General features: G+C 73.1%; 15 protein-coding genes. 4 read left to right on the forward strand and 11 right to left on the reverse strand.

Annotation, left to right across the window (positions count from 1 at the left end; all coding sequences use genetic code 11):
* Window positions 1-162: 162 nt before the first annotated feature.
* The 4 genes from hemB to hemQ are packed head-to-tail and all read right to left on the reverse strand — an operon-like array spanning window position 163 to window position 3,621.
* Window positions 163-1,146, reverse strand: coding sequence for a porphobilinogen synthase (gene hemB, locus Q0818_RS14545; RefSeq protein WP_298876386.1), 984 nt, complete (start codon window positions 1,144-1,146; stop codon window positions 163-165).
* Complete coding sequence (locus Q0818_RS14550; protein ID WP_298876387.1) at window positions 1,143-1,958, reverse strand: uroporphyrinogen-III synthase; 816 nt, start codon at window positions 1,956-1,958, stop codon at window positions 1,143-1,145. Before Q0818_RS14550 ends, hemB begins: the two co-directional genes overlap by 4 nt.
* Window positions 1,955-2,953, reverse strand: a complete 999-nt coding sequence (hemC, locus tag Q0818_RS14555) for a hydroxymethylbilane synthase (RefSeq protein ID WP_298876389.1) — start codon at window positions 2,951-2,953, stop codon at window positions 1,955-1,957. The genes Q0818_RS14550 and hemC overlap by 4 nt, the downstream gene beginning before the upstream one ends.
* Window positions 2,950-3,621: a hydrogen peroxide-dependent heme synthase gene (hemQ, locus tag Q0818_RS14560; RefSeq protein ID WP_298876391.1), complete on the reverse strand. Its 672-nt coding sequence runs from the start codon at window positions 3,619-3,621 to the stop codon at window positions 2,950-2,952. The genes hemC and hemQ overlap by 4 nt, the downstream gene beginning before the upstream one ends.
* Window positions 3,622-3,782: 161 nt before the next feature.
* On the opposite strand from hemQ, the gene Q0818_RS14565 reads away from it, so the two are divergent.
* Entirely contained in the window at window positions 3,783-4,571 is a 789-nt protein-coding gene (locus tag Q0818_RS14565) for a DUF4239 domain-containing protein (RefSeq protein WP_298876393.1), read from the forward strand.
* Between the two features lie 250 nt (window positions 4,572-4,821).
* On the opposite strand, the gene Q0818_RS14570 is transcribed toward Q0818_RS14565, so the two are convergent.
* From Q0818_RS14570 to hemE, 5 genes are all read right to left on the reverse strand, one after another.
* Window positions 4,822-5,100, reverse strand: a complete 279-nt coding sequence (locus tag Q0818_RS14570; protein WP_298876394.1) for a hypothetical protein — start codon at window positions 5,098-5,100, stop codon at window positions 4,822-4,824.
* Window positions 5,090-5,500: a phage holin family protein gene (locus Q0818_RS14575; protein ID WP_298876395.1), complete on the reverse strand. Its 411-nt coding sequence runs from the start codon at window positions 5,498-5,500 to the stop codon at window positions 5,090-5,092. The genes Q0818_RS14570 and Q0818_RS14575 overlap by 11 nt, the downstream gene beginning before the upstream one ends.
* Window positions 5,501-5,504: 4 nt before the next feature.
* Entirely contained in the window at window positions 5,505-5,906 is a 402-nt protein-coding gene (locus tag Q0818_RS14580) for a hypothetical protein (protein ID WP_298876396.1), read from the reverse strand.
* Between the two features lie 112 nt (window positions 5,907-6,018).
* Window positions 6,019-7,521 (reverse strand): protoporphyrinogen oxidase, encoded by a 1,503-nt coding sequence (gene hemG / locus Q0818_RS14585; protein WP_298876397.1) that lies wholly within the window; start codon window positions 7,519-7,521, stop codon window positions 6,019-6,021.
* Window positions 7,518-8,603 (reverse strand): uroporphyrinogen decarboxylase, encoded by a 1,086-nt coding sequence (hemE, locus tag Q0818_RS14590; protein WP_298876398.1) that lies wholly within the window; start codon window positions 8,601-8,603, stop codon window positions 7,518-7,520. The genes hemG and hemE overlap by 4 nt, the downstream gene beginning before the upstream one ends.
* 100 nt (window positions 8,604-8,703) lie before the next feature.
* Here hemE and Q0818_RS14595 point away from each other — a divergent pair, with 100 nt between their 5' ends.
* From Q0818_RS14595 to Q0818_RS14605, 3 genes are all read left to right on the forward strand, one after another.
* Window positions 8,704-10,032 (forward strand): glutamyl-tRNA reductase, encoded by a 1,329-nt coding sequence (locus Q0818_RS14595; protein WP_298876399.1) that lies wholly within the window; start codon window positions 8,704-8,706, stop codon window positions 10,030-10,032.
* 36 nt (window positions 10,033-10,068) lie between these two features.
* Window positions 10,069-10,350, forward strand: a complete 282-nt coding sequence (locus Q0818_RS14600; RefSeq protein WP_298876400.1) for a hypothetical protein — start codon at window positions 10,069-10,071, stop codon at window positions 10,348-10,350.
* A 170-nt stretch (window positions 10,351-10,520) separates the two neighbouring features.
* Window positions 10,521-11,099: an HhH-GPD-type base excision DNA repair protein gene (locus tag Q0818_RS14605; RefSeq protein WP_298876402.1), complete on the forward strand. Its 579-nt coding sequence runs from the start codon at window positions 10,521-10,523 to the stop codon at window positions 11,097-11,099.
* Between the two features lie 83 nt (window positions 11,100-11,182).
* Here the strand turns inward: Q0818_RS14605 and Q0818_RS14610 are convergent, their stop codons facing one another.
* Window positions 11,183-16,042: a hypothetical protein gene (locus Q0818_RS14610; protein ID WP_298876404.1), complete on the reverse strand. Its 4,860-nt coding sequence runs from the start codon at window positions 16,040-16,042 to the stop codon at window positions 11,183-11,185.
* Between the two features lie 268 nt (window positions 16,043-16,310).
* A complete protein-coding gene (locus tag Q0818_RS14615) occupies window positions 16,311-17,699 on the reverse strand; it encodes a glycine--tRNA ligase (RefSeq protein ID WP_298876407.1) in 1,389 nt (462 codons plus the stop codon).
* Between the last annotated feature and the right edge of the window lie 18 nt (window positions 17,700-17,717).

Genomic DNA, 17,717 nt, shown 5'->3' on the forward strand with positions numbered 1-17,717 from the left:
CGCGGGTGTCGGCTCCGCGCGGGTGAGCTTCGCTGCCGCTCACCCGCGTGAGCCGCCAAGATTCGTCGCCTCTGAGGCGGTCGAAGCGACACATTCTGGCGACTCACGTCGGCGCGCGCGTCAGCGCGGCGCGCCGCACGAGCGCGCGTCAGCGGGCGGGGCTCAGAGCTCTTCGCGGAGCCAGCGGGCGGCCTCGAGGGCCCAGTACGTCAGGATCGCGTCGGCGCCGGCGCGACGGATGCCGAGCAGGCTCTCCATGATGGCGCCGCGGCGGTCGATCCACCCGTGGGCGGCGGCGGCCTCGACCATCGCGTACTCCCCCGACACCTGGTACGCCCACACCGGCACGTCGACCGAGGCCTTCACGTCGGCGAGCACGTCGAGGTAGGGCAGGGCCGGCTTGACCATCACGATGTCGGCGCCCTCTTCGACGTCGAGCAGCGCCTCGCGCACGCCCTCGCGACCGTTGCCGGGGTCGAGCTGGTACGAACGACGGTCGCCCTTCAGCTGCGAGTCGACGGCCTCGCGGAACGGGCCGTAGAACGCGCCGGCGTACTTCGCGGAGTACGCCAGAACGAGCGTGTCGGTGAAGCCCTCGGCATCCAAGGCTTCGCGCACGGCGCCCACCTGGCCGTCCATCATGCCCGACAGCCCGAGCATCGCCGAGCCCGCGCGGGCCTGCGCGAGCCCCATCGCGGTGTAGCGCTCGAGGGTGGCGTCGTTGTCGACGGCGCCGTCGGCCCGCAGGACGCCGCAGTGGCCGTGGTCGGTGAACTCGTCGAGGCAGAGATCCGTCTGCACGACCACCGCGTCACCGACCTCGGCGACGACGGCCTCGGTGGCGCGGTTCAGGATGCCGTTCGGGTCGTCGGCACCACTGCCGACGGCGTCGCGCACCTCGGGCACGCCGAAGAGCATGACCCCGCCGATCCGCTGCTCGGCCGCCTCCGCCACGGCGCGGCGGAGCGAATCCATCGAGTGCTGCACGATCCCGGGCATCGAGCCGATCGGGCTCGGCTCCGTGATCCCCTCGCGCACGAACATGGGCAGCACGAGCTGCGACGGCACGAGGTGGGTCTCGCGAGCGAGACGACGGACGGCGGGAGTGCGACGCAGACGCCGCGGGCGGTGCTCGGGGAAGCTCATGAAGTCGATTCGTCGGTGGTCAGGGGGAAACGGGCGACCGCCTCGATGAGGGAGTCGACGGTCTGCCTGTCGGCCACGACGTCGACGCTCAGTCCGGCGCGCTTGGCGTCTTTGGCCGTGCGGGGTCCGATCGCCGCGATGACCGTGGATGCCGGGATCTCGGGGAACTGCTCGACCACCTGCTCCGCCACCGAACCACTGGTGACGAGGATGGCGTTGATACGACCCGAGTGCACGTCGGTCGCGATCTTCTCGGTCACCGGCACGCCCACCGTGCGGTACGCCACGACGCTGCGCACGTCGTGCCCGGCCTCGATCAGCAGGCGCGTGAGGACCGGCTTGGCGATCTCGCTGCGCAGGGTGAGGACCTTGCGCGGCTCGGTCTCGATCTCGATCATCTGCTCGGCCATCCCCTGCGCCGAGTTGTCGCGCTCGGGCACGAGGTCGACGCGGTAGCCGACGGCCTGCATCGCCGCGGCGGTGGTCTCGCCGACGACGGCGACCTTCGTCTCGGCGGGGATGACGGCCTTGTACGCGTACAGGACGTCGACGGTGGTGGCACTGGTGAGCGTGAGCCAGTCGAAGGCACCGGCTGCGAGATCGGCGAGCGCCTCGTCGAGGGTCGCCTGATCGTTGGTCGGGGCGAAGTTGATCAGCGGCGCGATGACCGGGACGGCCCCCAGCTGTCGCAGGCTCGCCGCCACGCCGTCGCCCCAGGGGCCACCACGTGGCACGAGGACGCGTCGTCCGCTCAGCGGCTTCGGCACGCCGCCCGTGGTCGGGTTCGGCGTGTTCCAGTGGCCTTCATTCATGTGGTCGACTCTCGTGGTGCCAGGTCGGCCGCCCCACGTTCGAGCAACCGACGCGCGGCTTCTCGGCCCGCTCGCGCCGCTCGCGCGATCGGTCCCCCGTCGTCGGCAGCATCCGCTCCATTGCCACTGCCCGTTTCCCCACCATACCCCGGTGCGAGCCGCACGGTCCGGTCGATACCGATCCGTTGCGTGCCGTCGAGGGCGTACACCACGGCGCGCAGCCGCAGGTCGCCCCCGGCCAGCGACGCGTGAGTGCCGACCGGCGCGCTGCACCCGGCGTCGAGGGCGTTCAGCACCACGCGCTCCGCCGTGATCGCGACGCGGGTGTCCTCGTCGTCGAGTTGCGCGAGGGCGGCGTGCACCTCCGGGTCGATGTCGCTGCGGGTCTCGATCGCCAGAGAACCCTGCCCGGGCGCGGTGGGCCATTCCGCCAGGCCCAGAGCCTCGGCGTGCAGGCCGCCGAGGTCGCCGCCGAGGCGCGAGATGCCCGCGGCGGCGAGGATCACGGCATCCAGCTCTCCGTCGCGCACGCGCGCGAGACGCGAGTCGACGTTGCCGCGGATGTCGCGGATGTCGAGCCGCGGGTTGTGCCGCAGCGCCTGCGCGACGCGGCGGGGCGAGCCCGTGCCGACGCGCGACCCCGGGGCGAGGGCGCCGAGGGGGGTGCCGTCACGGGTGACCACGACGTCGCGCGCGTCTTCCCGCGGCGGCGTCGCGGCGATCACGAGCCCGTCGGGCTGCACGGTGGGCAGGTCTTTGAGCGAGTGCACGAGGAAGTCGCAGCGATCGGCGGCGAGCGCCTCGCGCAGGCCGTTCGCGAACACCCCGCGGCCGCCGAGCTGCGACAGCGACGCGCGGTTCACGTCGCCCTCCGACACGATCGGCACGAGCTCGACCGCGCGACCGGATGCCGCGGCCACGGCGTCGGCGACCATCTGCGACTGCGCCATCGCCAGGGTGCTGCGACGCGTACCGAGCCGCAGAGGCGCGCTCACTGGAGGATCTCGGGGATCTCGTCGAGCGTCACGAGACGGCCGGTGTAGAACGGCACCTCCTCGCGCACGTGGCGACGGGCCTCGGTGTACCGCAGGTCGCGCATCATGTCGACGAGATCGGTGAGCACGTCCGCCTCCATGGGCAGGAGCCACTCGTAGTCGCCGAGGGCGAAGGATGCCACGGTGTTGGCGATGACGCCCTTGTAGACGCTGCCCTTCTTGCCGTGCTCGATGAGCATCTCGCGACGCTCCGCCTCGGGCAGCAGGTACCACTCATAGCTGCGCACGAACGGGTACAGGCACAGCCACTGCTGCGCCTCGATGCCGCGGAGGAATCCGGGGACGTGCGAGCGGTTGAACTCCGCATCCCGGTGCACGCCCATCGCGTTCCACGTGGGCAGGAGGTTCTTCAGCAGATCGGTGCGACGCAGGCGCCGGAGGTCGCGCTGCAGCGCCTGCGGGTCTTCGCCGTGGAGCCAGACCATGAGGTCGGCGTCGGCGCGCAGACCGCTGACGTCATAGAAGCCGCGGACGGTGACGCCGTCCGCCTCGATCAGCGACACGAGGTCGGCGAGCTCGGTGGACTCGGCGGCGGTCACCGGGTTCTCGGGGTCGCGGCGGAAGACCGCCCACAGCGTGTAGACGGAGGAGGAGCTGTCGTGGGACATGTACCCAGTCTCGTCCGGTCGGCGTGGCGCTCCAAACCGGTTGACTCACCGGTGAAGCACCCCCGCGCCCCTCGAGGCGAAGGGGAGGGGCTGCGGGCCGCCCGCGCGCCTTGGTACTGTGCGACGACGGCGTCGGGGGACGCCCGCCGAAGGGGTGCCCGATGTGGCTCTACGACCTGCCCATGTCCGTGGGCCTGCCGCTGTTCATCGTGCTGGTGGTGGGCGGCTCGTGCGTGATCCTGCTGGTCCTGCGCACCTGGGTCTTCCGCGTCGCTCCGCAGGGTGAGGAGTGGGACCGCGTGCTCAGCTACGCGGTCGGCGCGTACGGCGTCTTCTACGGCGTGACGCTCGCTCTCATCGCCGCGGCCGCCTACGGCAACTTCACCGAGGTCGACGGGGTGGTGCTCCAGGAGTCGTCGTCGCTGGCATCCCTCTATCGAACGGCTGCGCTGCTCCCCGATCCGCAGGGCGACGAGCTGCAGAACCAGATCGTGCAGTACACGCGCAACGTGATCGACCTCGATTGGCCGATGCAGCGGCGCCTGGAGATCCCCTCCGAGACGGATGCCAACATCTCCGCGATGCAGCAGGCCATCGGCCAGGTGCAGCCGACGACGGCCGCCGAGACCCTCTACGTGCAGCAGTCGCTGGATCAGTTCCAGCTGCTCGTGGAGAACCGCCGCGACCGCATCGCGCTGACCCACCTCGCCCTGCCCAGCGTTCTGTGGATCGTGCTGAGCGTCGGTGCCGTGCTGAATGCGATCCTCATCGCCCTGATCGAGGTGCGGAACCTGCGCGTCCACCTGCTCATGTCGAGCCTGCTCGCCCTGTTCGTGGCGCTGCTGCTGTACGCCATCGCCGGATTCGACCACGCGTACGCGGGTCCGATCGCGGTGACGCCGGAGTACTTCGAGGATCTGCTGCGGGGACTGTTCGCGAACGAGCCGTGAGCCGGGGTCGCGGCATCCGCCCCGGACGAACCGTCCCGCGGAGTCCGCACCCGACACGCCGCCCCGACGCCCCGCCGCACGGCGCGCCGCGGGCAGAGTCCGCAGGACGGCACGCCCCGGGGACGGCGGCACGGCCCGGGAATGTCGGCACGGCCCCGGAACGGCGGCACGGCCCCGGGAACGACCGCACGGCCCGGAAACGACGAAGCGGCCCGACCCCCGGTGAGGGGGCGGGCCGCTTCGTGACGTCTCAGCGCGTGTAGGCGCGCACGAGTCCCCAGACGGCGACGCCGACGAGGGCGGCGACACCCGCCACGGCGGCCGCAGCCACCCCGGGGTTGCGCTGCGCCTTCTCACGCACGTCGTGGACCGTGCGATCGACGGCGTCACTCGCGCGGCGGGGGATGTTGGCCTTGACCTCGATGGCCGCGAGAGCGGCCTTCAGCTCGGCGCGGGCCGACTCGACCGGGTCGGTGATGCCCAACGGCACCGCGGTGCGGGGCACGGGGACGGGGCGCTCAATACTCATCGCGGGCCTCCTTGACGATGCGGACGTCTTCGGCGATGGCCTTGCCCGGGTTCTCGCGGCTCGAGAGCTTCTTGATCCGCAGGTAGCCCAGCAGCGCCAGGATCGCCGTGATCACGACCATCACGCCGAAGACGACGAGGGCCGACAGCCAGACGGGCCACCACGACGAGAGCCCGGCGATCACGAACGCGAAGAACACCGGCACGGCCCAGAACAGCACGATGAGGGCGCCGACGAACCAGCCGGCGCCGATACCGGCATCCTTCGCCGTGCGCTGCGCCCACGCCTTCGCGCCGTTGATCTCGGCGACGACGAGGTTGCGCACCAGCTCGGGGATGTCGCCGAGCAGCTCGAACAGGCTGTCGTCGGAACGATCGCGGAATCCGCGCGGAGTGGTCATGCGGTCAGCTCCCGGACGAGGTGGAGCCGCTCTTGGCCGCGCGGGCGCGCGTGGTCGCGGACTTCTCGGCCTGCTTGGCGTCGTCGACGGCGTCTTCGACGACGTCGGCCACCTCGTCGGCGGAGCGCTTGGCGGCACGGCCCGCGCGCTCGGCGCGCTCCTGCACGGTGCCCGAACCGGACGCCGCGGTGGTGACGGACTTCGCGCCCTTCCACACCACGCCGGGCACGGACTTGAGAGCCGAGACGCCGAGCGCCTTCACCTTCTCGACCTGTCCCTGGACGGCGGGCTGGCTCCAGACCTTTTCGGCCTGCTCCTTGATCTGCTCGTACCGCTGGCGGCCGGCGCGTGCTCCGAGCACGTAGCCCGCCACGAGTCCGACGACGAGTGCTGCTTTGCCCCTCATGGGGTCTCCTCACGCTCGTTCGAGTGGTGGTCGAGTCTCACAGTAGTCATGTATGCCGCATCCGGCATCCGCCCTTGACAGGCGGCGTCGCATGGCCGACGGTGAGGGTCCGTCAGCTCCGCCACAGCGCGGCGCTGCGGACGCGGTCGGCCTCCTGGCGCGCGTCGGGGATCACCTGCGCGAGACCGGTGCCCGAGAGCCACGCCCCGGTCGCCCCGAGCCCCGACACCGCGCGCACGGCATCGCGCGCGGCGGCCGTGACGGCGGCGCGACCGATCGTGGCGGCCGGCTGCGATTGCACGTAGCGCACGCGGTGAGCGGCGCGCAGAACGGATGCCGGAAGCTCGACGCCGAGCAGCGCGGCGGCTTCCGACAGCGCCAGGTGCGCCGCGGCGTCGTCGTCGAGAGCAGCGGTGGCGGGCTCCTCCCCCTGTGCGCCGAACGACACGCGCACGACGTGGACGCCGGGGGCGGCGGCATCCCGGACCCAGTCCCACTTGGCGGTCGAGTGGGTGAGGGCCTTGGCCACGTGACTGCCGGGCACGGTGAGCACGCCCGTCCCCCGCGGTGCACCGTCGAGCACGGGCGCGTCGAGCACGAGGGTCACGACCTCGACCACGGGCGCGATCGGATCGCCCGCCTCGAGACCCGGCACGACCGGGGCGAGCAGCTGCCGCGCCGGTCCTTCGGGGAGCGCGACGATCACGGCGCGCGCGGTCAGCGGCTCGTCATCGACCGACGTCGACACCGCCCAGCCGTCGTCGGTCCGGTCGAGCCTCTCGGCCCGCACACCGGTGCGCACCTCGACGTCGGCGTCGCGCAGTCCGGCCGCGAGCGCGTCGACCAGGCGCGACATGCCGCCGACGATGCCCTGCACGGCGCCTCCCGGCGCGGGGGCCTTCGCGGACCCGGCGACGGGGACGTCGGATGCCGGGGCATCGGCCGGACGGGTCTGCGGTCGGCGGGCGCGCAGCTCGGCGACCGCACCCGTGAGCGAGCCCGTGCGCGTGAGGGCGGCGTTGAGTCCGGGGGCGGCGAGATCGACGTCGATGTCGTCGGGCCGCGCGGAGTACACCCCGCTCGTGACGGGCGCCACCAGGCGGTCGAGCACGCGAGCGCCCAGGCGCGAGCGCACGAGCTTGCCGAGGCTGTGCGCGTGACCGATCGTGAGCGGGGGACGCACGCGGTCGACGTAGGCCCGCCATGCCCCCGACCAGCCGATGACGCGTCGCACGTCGGGTGCGAAGGGATTGTCGGGGATGCCGAGCACCCCGCCCTTCGGAAGGGGGGCTGCGCCCACGCCGGGAACGCCCGCCACCCACGCGCCCTCCGGGTTCGGCGAGACGACGTCGTCGGCCAAGCCGAGCTCGCCGAGGAGGTCGCGCACCACCCCGCCGCGGGTGGCGAAGCTCTCGGCGCCCACGTCGAGCGTCATCCCGCCCACCTCGGCGGAGCGCACCACGCCGCCGAGCACGTCGGCGGCCTCGAGAACGGTGACCTCGAGCCCCACCTTCGCGCACTCGCGCGCGGCGACGAGACCCGAGACGCCCCCGCCGATCACGATCACGCGCGTCTCGTGCGCGTGCCGCACGAGACGCTCGAGGGACTCGCTCACGCGCCCTGCTCCCCCGGAGCGGGGGCCTCGTGCGCCTGGGCCTCCTGCGCCCGCGATGCGTGCGCGTGGGCGACGATGCGGGTCAGCACCTCGGGGTCGGTGTCGGGCGGAACGCCGTGTCCCAGGTTCAGCACGTGCGCGCGCGCCGCGCGTCCGCGGGCGAGCACGTCGTCGACGTGCGCCTCGAGGACGGGCCAGGGCGCTCCGAGCAGCGCGGGGTCGATGTTGCCCTGCAGGGTCACGTCGGGGCCGACGAGGGCGGCGGCCTCGTCGAGCGGCATCCGCCAGTCGACGCCCACGGCGTCGGCGAGTCCGCCCAGGCGCATGTCGTCGAGGAAGGCACCCGTTCCGACGCCGAAGTGGATGCGGGGCACCTCGATGCCCTCGAGCGCCTCGGTGGAGTGCGGAGCGATGAACTCGCGGAAGGTCGACGGCGAGAGCGACCCCGCCCACGAGTCGAACAACTGCACGGCCTGCGCCCCGCCCTCGATCTGGGCGTCGAGGAAGGCGCGCGACACCTTCGCCAGCCACCCGGCGAGGCGGTGCCACGAGGCGGGGTCGGCGTGCATCATTCCGCGGGCCCGCAGGTGCTCCTTCGAGGGGCCGCCCTCGACCAGGTACGCGGCGAGCGTGAACGGGGCGCCGGCGAAGCCGATGAGCGGGACGCTGTCGCTCAGCTCGGCCGTCACGCGCCGGGCGGCTTCGCGCACGGGTTCCGCCGCCGCGGCCACATCGGCCGGATCGATCGCCGTCACCCGCGCGACGTCGTCGGCGGTGCGCACGGGATCGGCGAACACCGGCCCGCGGCCGGGCTCGATCACGACGTCGACACCGGCCAGACGCAGCGGTACGACGATGTCGCTGAAGAAGATCGCGGCATCCACGTCGTGACGTCGGATCGGCTGCAGCGTGATCTCGGCCGCGAGGTCGGGGGTGAGGCAGGCGTCGAGCATGCGGGTGCCCACGCGCAGCTCCCGGTACTCGGGGAGCGAGCGACCCGCCTGCCGCATGAACCACACCGGCTGACGCTCGGGGCGGTCGCCGCGGAGGGCGCGGAGGAGGGGAGCGTCGAGGGATGCCATGGCATCCATCCTCCCATCCGCCTCCTGTGCGCGCGGGGGATGCCTTGACGTCGAGAGGCCACCCGGAATACCCCGGGATGGCCGGGCGTAGAATATGAACGTGTTGCTGTGCGTCAGCGCGAGTCACAAGACCGCGTCCTTCGAGCTCCTCGAGCGGCTCAGCGTACCCCGCACCCCCGTCGCCCCCTTGATCGCCGAGCACGCCGAGCTCGTGCAGGGCGCGGTCGTCGTCGCCACGTGCAACCGCTTCGAGGCGTACGTCGACATGGACGAGCCCGTCACCGCGGCCGTGGCCCTCGGCGTCGACGCCACTCTGAGCGCCATCGAGGCCGCCACGGGCGTTCCGGCCAGCGAGCTCGAGGGCTCCTACACCGTGCTCGGCGGCGACGACGTCGCGGAGCACCTCTTCTCGGTCGCCTCGGGCCTCGAGTCCGTCGTCGTGGGCGAGGGCGAGATCGCCGGCCAGGTGCGTCGCGCGCTCACCGAGTCACGGCAGCTGGGGACCACTTCCGCCGAGCTCGAGCGCCTTTTCCAGCGCGCGTCCGAAGCCCAGCGCGGGGTGAAGAACTCCACCGCGATCGGCCGCGCCGGTCGCTCGCTCGTGCGCCTCGGCCTCGAACTCGCCGACAGCCGCATCGCCGACTGGTCCACGCAGCGCGTGCTGCTGGTCGGCACCGGCGCGTACGCCGCCGCCACCGTCGCAGCTCTCCGCGACCAGGGCGCCGAAGACATCGCGGTGCACTCGCCCTCGGGCCGGGCCGCCAAATTCGCCGCCAAGCACGGTCTGCGCGCGGTCTCGACCGAGACCTTCCCCTCCGCCGTCGCGCACGCCGACCTCGTCATCACCTGCACGACGAGCGAGCACCACGTCGTCAGTGCCGCGACCTTCGCCGCCGGACGCACGGGCGCCGAGGCCACCGCAGCCGCCGGCTGCCCGGTCGACCACGCGGGCCGCCGCCTCGTCATCGACCTCGGCCTGCCCCGCAACGTCGACCCCGACGTCGCGACGGTGCCGGGGGTCGACCTGCTCGACCTCGAGACCATCCGCCTGCACGCCCCTCTCGAGGAGCTGCAGGCCACCGACGCGGCGCGCGACCTCGTGCGCGACGCCGCCCGACGCTTCGCCTCCGTCGGCGAGCGCAAGAACATCACCCCCGCCGTCGTGGCGCTGCGCGCCCACGTGTTCGGCGTGCTCGACGCCGAGGTCGCCCGCGTGCGGGCCCGCGGCGACGAGGGCGGACAGACCGAGCAGGCCCTGCGCCATCTCGTGGGCGTGCTGCTGCACACCCCGACCACGCGCGCACACGAGCTGGCCGAGACCGGCCGTGCCGACGAGTACATCGACGCCCTCTCGGCGCTGTTCGGCATCGAGGTCGAAGGCTCCGCCGACACGGCCACCACGCGCGGCGACATCGCCGACGCGGGCTGACGCCCCGCCTGCTCGTCCTCGGGCAGGATGGATGCCGTGAGCACACCGGCATCCGAGGTCTACGCCGTCGCGGGCGAGGACCGCTCCCGAAACGGGCTCCGCTGGGCGGCGACCGTGGTCCTCGGCCTGTTCGACGCGGGCGGCGACGCCCCGTCGGTGAGCGAGGTCGTCATCCGGCGCGTGGACGGGTCGCTCGTCAAGCGCCTCCCGGCCGGCGGTGTCGACGACTTCCGCACGCAGCTGAACGAGATCACGAACGACCTCGGATCGATGGATGCCGTGCCCTTCGCGCAGAAGTGGATCGCTGCGCCGGAGTGACCCCGTGCCGTGGGCACCGCACCGGAGCGGCCCGTGCAGGGCGACGACGGTCGGGCGGCGAGGCGGCATCCGGCTGAGGATGCGAGCACGGGACGACGCGGGTGCGTCGACGAGATGCGGTCTCGCAAACGGCGGCGCCCCTTCCGTGCGGTCCGCGCGAGAATGAGGTCATGAGCCTGCGCATCACCGATGACCCCGCCGCCGACGAACTGCTGTCGACGAACCCGCTCGCGCTGCTCGTCGGCATGCTGCTCGACCAGCAGGTGGCGATGGAGACGGCCTTCGCGGGACCGCTGAAGATCCAGGAGCGGACCGGATCGATGGATGCCGCGACCATCGCTCACGAAGACCCCGAGGCGTTCGCGGCGGCGTTCTCCCAATCGCCCGCGGTCCATCGGTTCCCGGGCTCGATGGCCACGCGCGTGCAGTCGCTGTGCAGCGCCGTCGAGGAGCACTGGGGCGGCGATGCCGCGAACATCTGGACGCGCGACGACCCCGATGGGGCGACCGTGCTGAAGCGCCTGAAGGCGCTTCCCGGCTTCGGCGAGCAGAAGGCGAAGATCTTCCTCGCCCTGCTGGGCAAGCAGCGCGGCTTCGACGGCGCCGGATGGCGAGAGGCCTCTGCCCCGTATGGGGAGGAGGGCTCGTTCCGCTCGGTCGCCGACATCGTCAGCCCCGAGTCGCTGACGAAGGTGCGCGAGCACAAGCGGGCGGCGAAGGCGGCGGCGAAGGAAGCGAAGAAGGACTAGCCGGGCGGGGCGGGTCGGGTCGGTTTCTGTGCCCCGGCGGTCGATCCGGGTGAGCGCAGAGCGCGAACGCCGGGGTGATCGCCTCAGCGCAGGGCGCGGAGGGCGAGCGCGACCGCCTTCACCTCCCGGATGCGACGCTCGTACGTCGCCGCGATCACGATGAGCAGGGCGCCGGCGATGCCCAGCCACAGCCACCACAGCCCCGAGGCGCTCTCGTACAGCGCGGTGATCCAGGGCCACAGCTGCGCGACGGCGTGAACGATCAAGACCACACCACCGAGCACCACCGGAGCCTGGAGACGTCGGCGTACGCCCCACAGCAGAGCGACGAGGGCGACCACCCCGAGGCCGATGACGCGCCACAGCGTCGAGTCGCCGACGAAGTCGAACAGCAGCGACGGGATCAGCAGCACGCCGAGACCCGCGCCGACGGCCGGCCAGCTGCCCACCTCGGCCCTCGTACGCAGCGAACGGACGCCGTTCGCGAGCAACGCTGCCGCGATCGGAACCGTCGCTGTTTCGATCGGATCCGCCGCCCCCGCCACGACCGCCGTGACGCCCACCGCGACGGCGAGACCCAGGGCTGCCCACCACACCGACGCGCGATGCGGACCGCGCCAGAACAGGCCCACCCCGAGGATCACGGCGAGTGCGACGACCACCCGCACGACGTCAGGCCCGGGGAACGTCAGCATCCGCGCGACCGAGAGGGCGGCCGTGAGGGCGAGGGCGTAGACGGCGAGGGCGGGCGGCACCCACGAAGGGACCCCCGCGCTTCGACGAAGGAGCAGGACGGCCGCACCCACGAGGCAGACGAACAGCGTGAGCGCCCACACGTCGAAGAAGGGCGCCCGTACGTCGTGCAGGGCACGCGACATCGCCGCGAGCCCGAGGGCCGCGCCGGAGATCACCACCGCGGGCACGAGAAGGGCCGCCCGGGGGCCGCGCATCACGCGCGGCGCGGCCGCCAGGACGAGTGCGGCAGCCGCAACGACGCCGATCGCGCGGGTCGGGGATCCGCCCGCGAGAGCGGCCGAGGGCAGCAGTCCCGCGGCCAGTCCGACGGCTGCCATCGCGACGAGGAACGATGACAGCGGGCGCGACCACCGCGACAGCGCCGCCGTCAGCAGAACCAGGGCGAGAGGGACCGTCGCCCACTCGAGCGGACGCACACCGGTCGCGAGCGCGACGGCTCCGACGAGCGCCGCTCCGCCGAGCGCGACCCCGACGACAGCCGAGGACCACACGCGGGATTCTCGGCGCAGCAGCAGGATGCCCACCGCGCCGAGCGCAGCGATCGACAGCACCACGCGCAGAATCGGGCCGACCGCGGTCGCAACGAGCGCCGCCTCACCCAGGGCGAAGAGGGCGAGCGCGGCGATCGCGATCCCGCGCGAGGCGGGGACGGACCAGGCCGCCGCGCGGCGAGACACCCCCACCGCCGCGGCGGCGAGCGCGAGGGCCGCGAGGAGGAGCACGGCATCCGTCGCCGGAGACCCGGTCGCACCGAGATCGATGGCGTGGGCGACGCGCACCACGACGCACACCACGAGGGTCAGGGCCGCCGCGGCAGCTACCGCGACCGGCAGAGCGTCGGGCGTGCGAGCGGGGCGGAGCCACGCGCCCCCGACGACGAGGACGACGGCGAGCACCCCGGCGATGACCGCGCGGACGAGGTCGTCGGGGTCTGCCAGCGCCGTGGGGAGGAGGGCGACGCCCACGCCCGCCGCGGCGATCACCGCGGGCGTCGCGACGGGGCGTTCGGGGCGGCGACGGCGGGCGCGCTCGGTTCCGGCGGCGAGGGTCAGGAGCGCCACGCCGACGGGCAGGGTGAAGAACTCGACGGTGTCGGTGCCCTGCCAGAGCAGGCGGGACCAGAGAGCGATCGCACCGACGAGCAGCGCGAGCCAGACGAGGTGCCGTCTCCCGCTGTTCGACGTCAGAAGCCCCTCGGAGTCGGTGGCCCACAGCAGGGCGGCGACGGCTGCGAGAAGCAGCGGCAGCCAGCGCGCTCCCTCCGAGGGTGCCGCAGCGACCGCGAGCACGAGGACGAGCCCGGCACCCGCGTCGGTGAGCACCCGCAGGCCGGGCTCCCTCCCGAGCGCGCGAAGGGCGACCGCCACCGCGACGACGCCCAGCGCTGCCGCGACGATCATTCGCGCGAACGCCGGCGCGTCGACTGCTCGCAGCACCGCGTCGACGCCGGCGGCGGCGAAGAGGGGTGCCGTCAGCGCCGCAGCGGGACGCGCGACGCGCCAGGAGCGGAAGCCCGGCGCGCCGGTCAGAACAACGGTGACCACCGCCGCAGCGAGACACGCTCCGGCGATCCAGGCATCGGCTGCGGGCGGACCCCCCATCAGCGCCACCCCGGACGAGAGCACCGTGACGATGATCGCGGTGAGTGCACCGGCGGCGCGCTGGGCCGCGTCGAGACCGACCAGGCGGGCGACCGGGAGGCCCACGAACACCAGGCACCCGGCCGCGACGACCGCGGCGACCGCGAAGGGCGATCCGCCCGCGAGTGAGACGTCGACACCCGAACGCAGGGCGAGCGGCAGTAGCAGAGCGCTGATCGAGACGAACCCGACCACGGCGACGGTCGACGCCACCCGGACCAGGCGGTGGATGCCGGCCGCCACGGCGATCACGCCCGTCACGACGACCGTCGCGACGGCCCACGCAACGGGTGACGCGAACGACAGCAGCAGCCCGCCGAGCAGTGAGATCGTGCCGACGAGGATGGCGAGAACCACCCCGCCGGCGACCGGGGGACCAGCGGAGACGGGCAGTGACTGCTCGCCCGTTATCGCGCGCGGACCCGTCGCAAAGGGCTCAGACGGTTCGGCGGGGTTCGCGGGCGGACCCGCGGCGGCGGCCGGCGACGGGTCGGAAGAGGCCACGAGCGGACCCACCGGGACGGGTGCAGACGCTCCTGCCGCAGTCGCGAGCGGACCCGCGGCGGCCGACTCCCCGGTCAGCGCGCCGCGACGGCGGAGGAGGGCCACCACAGCGATGACGGCGAGCACCAGGTACCAGGCGACGACCAGGAGCAGGACCCGCAGCTGTGGACCGGCCAGCAGAGCGACGGCGGCACCGGCGGCCAGGGCGACGAGGCGTCGCGCTCGCCACGCGCCCGACAGGCGCCAGGCGGCCGCGGCGAGGATCGCGACGGCTGCGAGGGCGATCACGGCGGCGGTCGCAGTGGCATCCGGCGGGTCGACGTCGAGGGCCGATCGACCGAAGATCGGCATTACGTCGCTGATCCGAGCGAAGACGGTGGTCAGGGCGGCGCCGATGGGTGCGAGGGCGGCGAGCCCGGCGATCACGGCTGCGGTGACGGCCCCGGCGAGCAGCGTGGAGCGAGCCGGTCCCCCGTCGGCGCGCCGTCCGGCGACGTCGAGGGCGACCGCGACCACGACCGCGACGATGACCGGGACCGTCACGGAGAGCGTCGCATCGGCCGCACGCACGACCGAGACGGCGACTCCGGATCCGAGGCACAGCACGGCGGCGACCGCGGCCACGGGCGCGAGACGCGACTCGCCTCGGCGGGTCATCGCCCCCGCATGCGCCGCGAGGGCCAGGGCGAGCAATCCGCTGAAGAGGACGGGCGACCAGGTGGCCTGCGGGTCGATGAAGAGAGCCGCGGCCAGGGCGACGACCCCGGCCAGGGCGGCCAGGACGCGCACCGCGACGATCTCGGGACGCATCCGCGCGCGTGGCGGAGGCGAGAGGAGCGGCGCGAACGGCGCCGCGAGCGCGACCAGCACCACGATCAGACCCGCGACGAACCAGGCGAGCACCGAATCAGGGCCGACCAGCCCCGCGCCCAGCAGGGCAGGACCGATGGTGAGGGCGAGCACCGCCGTCGACAGCGGCGCGCGGTGCCGCGCGAGCCGGGCCCAGCCGACGAAGGCGACCCCGGCGGCGGTCGTCGCCGCGCCCCAGTAGACGGCCGGATCGACGGATGCCGCGCCGCCGAGGTCGTTGGCGCGCACGGCCCACACGTCGAGAGCGACGAGCGCGATGCCGAGCAGGGAGATCCCCTCTGCGGTCGCCTCGAGGCGGCGCCGCCGCAGAAGGGAGGCCGTGGCGATGACGGCCGCCGTGACCATGCCGATGATGACCGATCGCAGGACGAGCCCACCGCTGATCCACGCGACGGTGAGGAAGAACACCGCCGCGACGGCCAGCAGGACCACGCCGGTCGAGAGCAGGAACACCTGTACGCTCGAGCGGCGGGGCGTGGCGGGTTCGCCCTGGCTCCCGCCGCCGCTGGAGACGGGGGGCTGGCCGACGGGCCGCGTTCGCGCACCCGTGTCGGCCGAGGGGGCGAGATGCACGGAACCGCGGGAATCCGCGTGCGGGGCGACCGGAGCCGGGGCGACCGGCACCGTCGGCGATGCCGCGGCTGCGGATGCGACGCCCGCCGCGGCCGGGGATGCGACGCCCGCCGCCCGGGCGGCGGAGCGAGAGGCGTCCCCGTCCTCCACGGCACGGGCTGCCATCGGAGCCACGGGCAACAGCGGCCGCTCGGAGGTCGGCGGGGTGAGGCCCGCGGGCGGCGGGAACAGCACCGGCGAGGGGGCGTTCCCGACGGGCTCATCGGCCGCGCCCGGGATCGACGGCGGCGCAGCGGCGCCGGAGTCGAGGCGCGGAGCCGGCTCTCGCTCGGGCGCGTCGATCGAGCCCGAGATGGCGTTCTCGCTCGAGCGGTGGATGAGGAGGAGAGCCGCCGCGCGCTCGTCGACGAGGGCGACGATCCGCTGAGACAGGTCGAGCACGCGGGCCGTGCGGGCGTCGGTGAGATCGAGGCCGCACGCGGGGCAGGGCGACACCGTAATCGCGGTGAAGCACGAGGGGCACCGCCCGGTGTCGACGAGCGCCCCCGGCTGCGCGGGCCAGGAGATCCCCGAGCGTGCGCCCGTGTGTTCGACTTCCATCGTGCCCCCTCGGCGTCGGTCGTCGCCCCAGGCTAGCGAAGACCCCGTCGCGCCCTCGGTCGCCGTCCACAGCGGCGCGCGCACGGTTCCTCCCCCGCCCGAGCTCCGGACGCCGTCGCCCCCGACCTGAGCCCCCGTCCCCACGTGCCCGGACGACTGCTCCCGACCGCGGACCCGAGCGACCGGCCGCGGCCACCGCACCCGCAGAACGCCGAAGACCGGATGCCACGGCCCCGAGGCCTCGGCATCCGGTCTCCCGAGAAGCGGGTCAGGCGCCGCGCAGGCGCTCCGCGAGGTAACCGTGCAGGGCGTCGAGGCCGATGCGCTCCTGGCCCATCGTGTCGCGGTCGCGCACGGTCACGGCGTTGTCGTCGAGGGAGTCGAAGTCGACCGTGACGCAGAACGGGGTGCCGATCTCGTCCTGGCGGCGGTAGCGGCGTCCGATGGCGCCGGCGTCGTCGAAGTCGATGTTCCAGCCGGCCGCGCGCAGCGCGTCGGCGGTCTCGCGAGCCAGCGGCGACAGGCGCTCGTTGCGCGAGAGCGGGAGCACCGCGACCTTGACGGGAGCGAGGCGCGGGTCGAGCTTGAGCACCGTGCGGGTGTCGGTGCCGCCCTTGGCGTTGGGCACCTCTTCTTCGCGGTACGCGTCGACGAGGAACGCCATCATGGCGCGCGTCAGGCCGAACGAGGGCTCGATCACATAGGGCGTGTACTTCTCGCCCGAGGCCTGATCGAAGAAGGTGAGCGACTGGCCCGATGCCTCGGAGTGGCTCTTGAGGTCGTAGTCGGTGCGGTTGGCGACGCCCATGAGCTCGCCCCACTCCTTGCCCGGGAAGCCGAAGCGGTACTCGACGTCGATCGTGCCGGCGGAGTAGTGCGCGCGATCGTCTTCGGGGACGTCGAAGCGCTTCATGTTCTCGGGGTCGATGCCGAGCTCGATGAACCAGTTCCAGCACGCCTCGACCCAGTGCTCGAACCACTCGTTCGCCTCGGCCGGCGGGGTGAAGTACTCGATCTCCATCTGCTCGAACTCGCGCGTGCGGAAGATGAAGTTCCCGGGCGTGATCTCGTTGCGGAACGCCTTGCCCACCTGGCCGACGCCGAACGGGGGCTTGCGACGGGATGCCGTGAGCACGTTCGAGAAGTTCACGAAGATGCCCTGCGCGGTCTCGGGGCGCAGGAAGTAGAGCCCCGACTCGTCGTCGACGACGCCGAGGTAGGTCTTGACCAGGCCCGAGAACGACTTGGGCTCGGTGTACTGGCCCTTGATGCCGCAGTTCGGGCACGGGATGTCGGCGAGACCGTTCTCGGCCTTGCGGTTCTTGCGGGCCTCGAAGTCCTCGATGAGGGTGTCGGCGCGGAAGCGCTTGTGGCAGTGCAGGCACTCCACGAGCGGGTCGGTGAAGGTGGCGACGTGGCCCGAGGCCTCCCAGACGCGCTTGGGGAGGATGATGCTCGAGTCCAGGCCCACCATGTCGCCGCGACCGCGGACGAAGGTCTGCCACCACTGCCGGCGGATGTTCTCCTTCAGCTCCGTGCCGAGGGGGCCGTAGTCCCACGCCGAGCGCGAACCGCCGTAGATCTCACCGGCCTGGAAGACGAACCCGCGGTGGCGGGCGAGGGCGATGACCTTGTCGAGGCGGGACTGTTCGGCCACGGTGGCTCCAATGGTCGC

It is taken from the genome of uncultured Microbacterium sp. (assembly GCF_947489255.1).
Taxonomy (GTDB): Bacteria; Actinomycetota; Actinomycetes; order Actinomycetales; family Microbacteriaceae; genus Microbacterium; species Microbacterium phycohabitans.

Coding starts and splice junctions, on each gene's coding strand:
- Q0818_RS14605 (WP_298876402.1), top strand. CDS start 10,521: ATGAGCCTGCGCATCACCGATGACCCCGCCGCCGACGAACTGCTGTCG.
- Q0818_RS14610 (WP_298876404.1), bottom strand. CDS start 16,042: ATGGAAGTCGAACACACGGGCGCACGCTCGGGGATCTCCTGGCCCGCG.
- hemB (WP_298876386.1), bottom strand. CDS start 1,146: ATGAGCTTCCCCGAGCACCGCCCGCGGCGTCTGCGTCGCACTCCCGCC.
- Q0818_RS14565 (WP_298876393.1), top strand. CDS start 3,783: ATGTGGCTCTACGACCTGCCCATGTCCGTGGGCCTGCCGCTGTTCATC.
- Q0818_RS14570 (WP_298876394.1), bottom strand. CDS start 5,100: ATGAGTATTGAGCGCCCCGTCCCCGTGCCCCGCACCGCGGTGCCGTTG.
- Q0818_RS14575 (WP_298876395.1), bottom strand. CDS start 5,500: ATGACCACTCCGCGCGGATTCCGCGATCGTTCCGACGACAGCCTGTTC.
- hemQ (WP_298876391.1), bottom strand. CDS start 3,621: ATGTCCCACGACAGCTCCTCCTCCGTCTACACGCTGTGGGCGGTCTTC.
- Q0818_RS14580 (WP_298876396.1), bottom strand. CDS start 5,906: ATGAGGGGCAAAGCAGCACTCGTCGTCGGACTCGTGGCGGGCTACGTG.
- hemE (WP_298876398.1), bottom strand. CDS start 8,603: ATGGCATCCCTCGACGCTCCCCTCCTCCGCGCCCTCCGCGGCGACCGC.
- Q0818_RS14550 (WP_298876387.1), bottom strand. CDS start 1,958: ATGAATGAAGGCCACTGGAACACGCCGAACCCGACCACGGGCGGCGTG.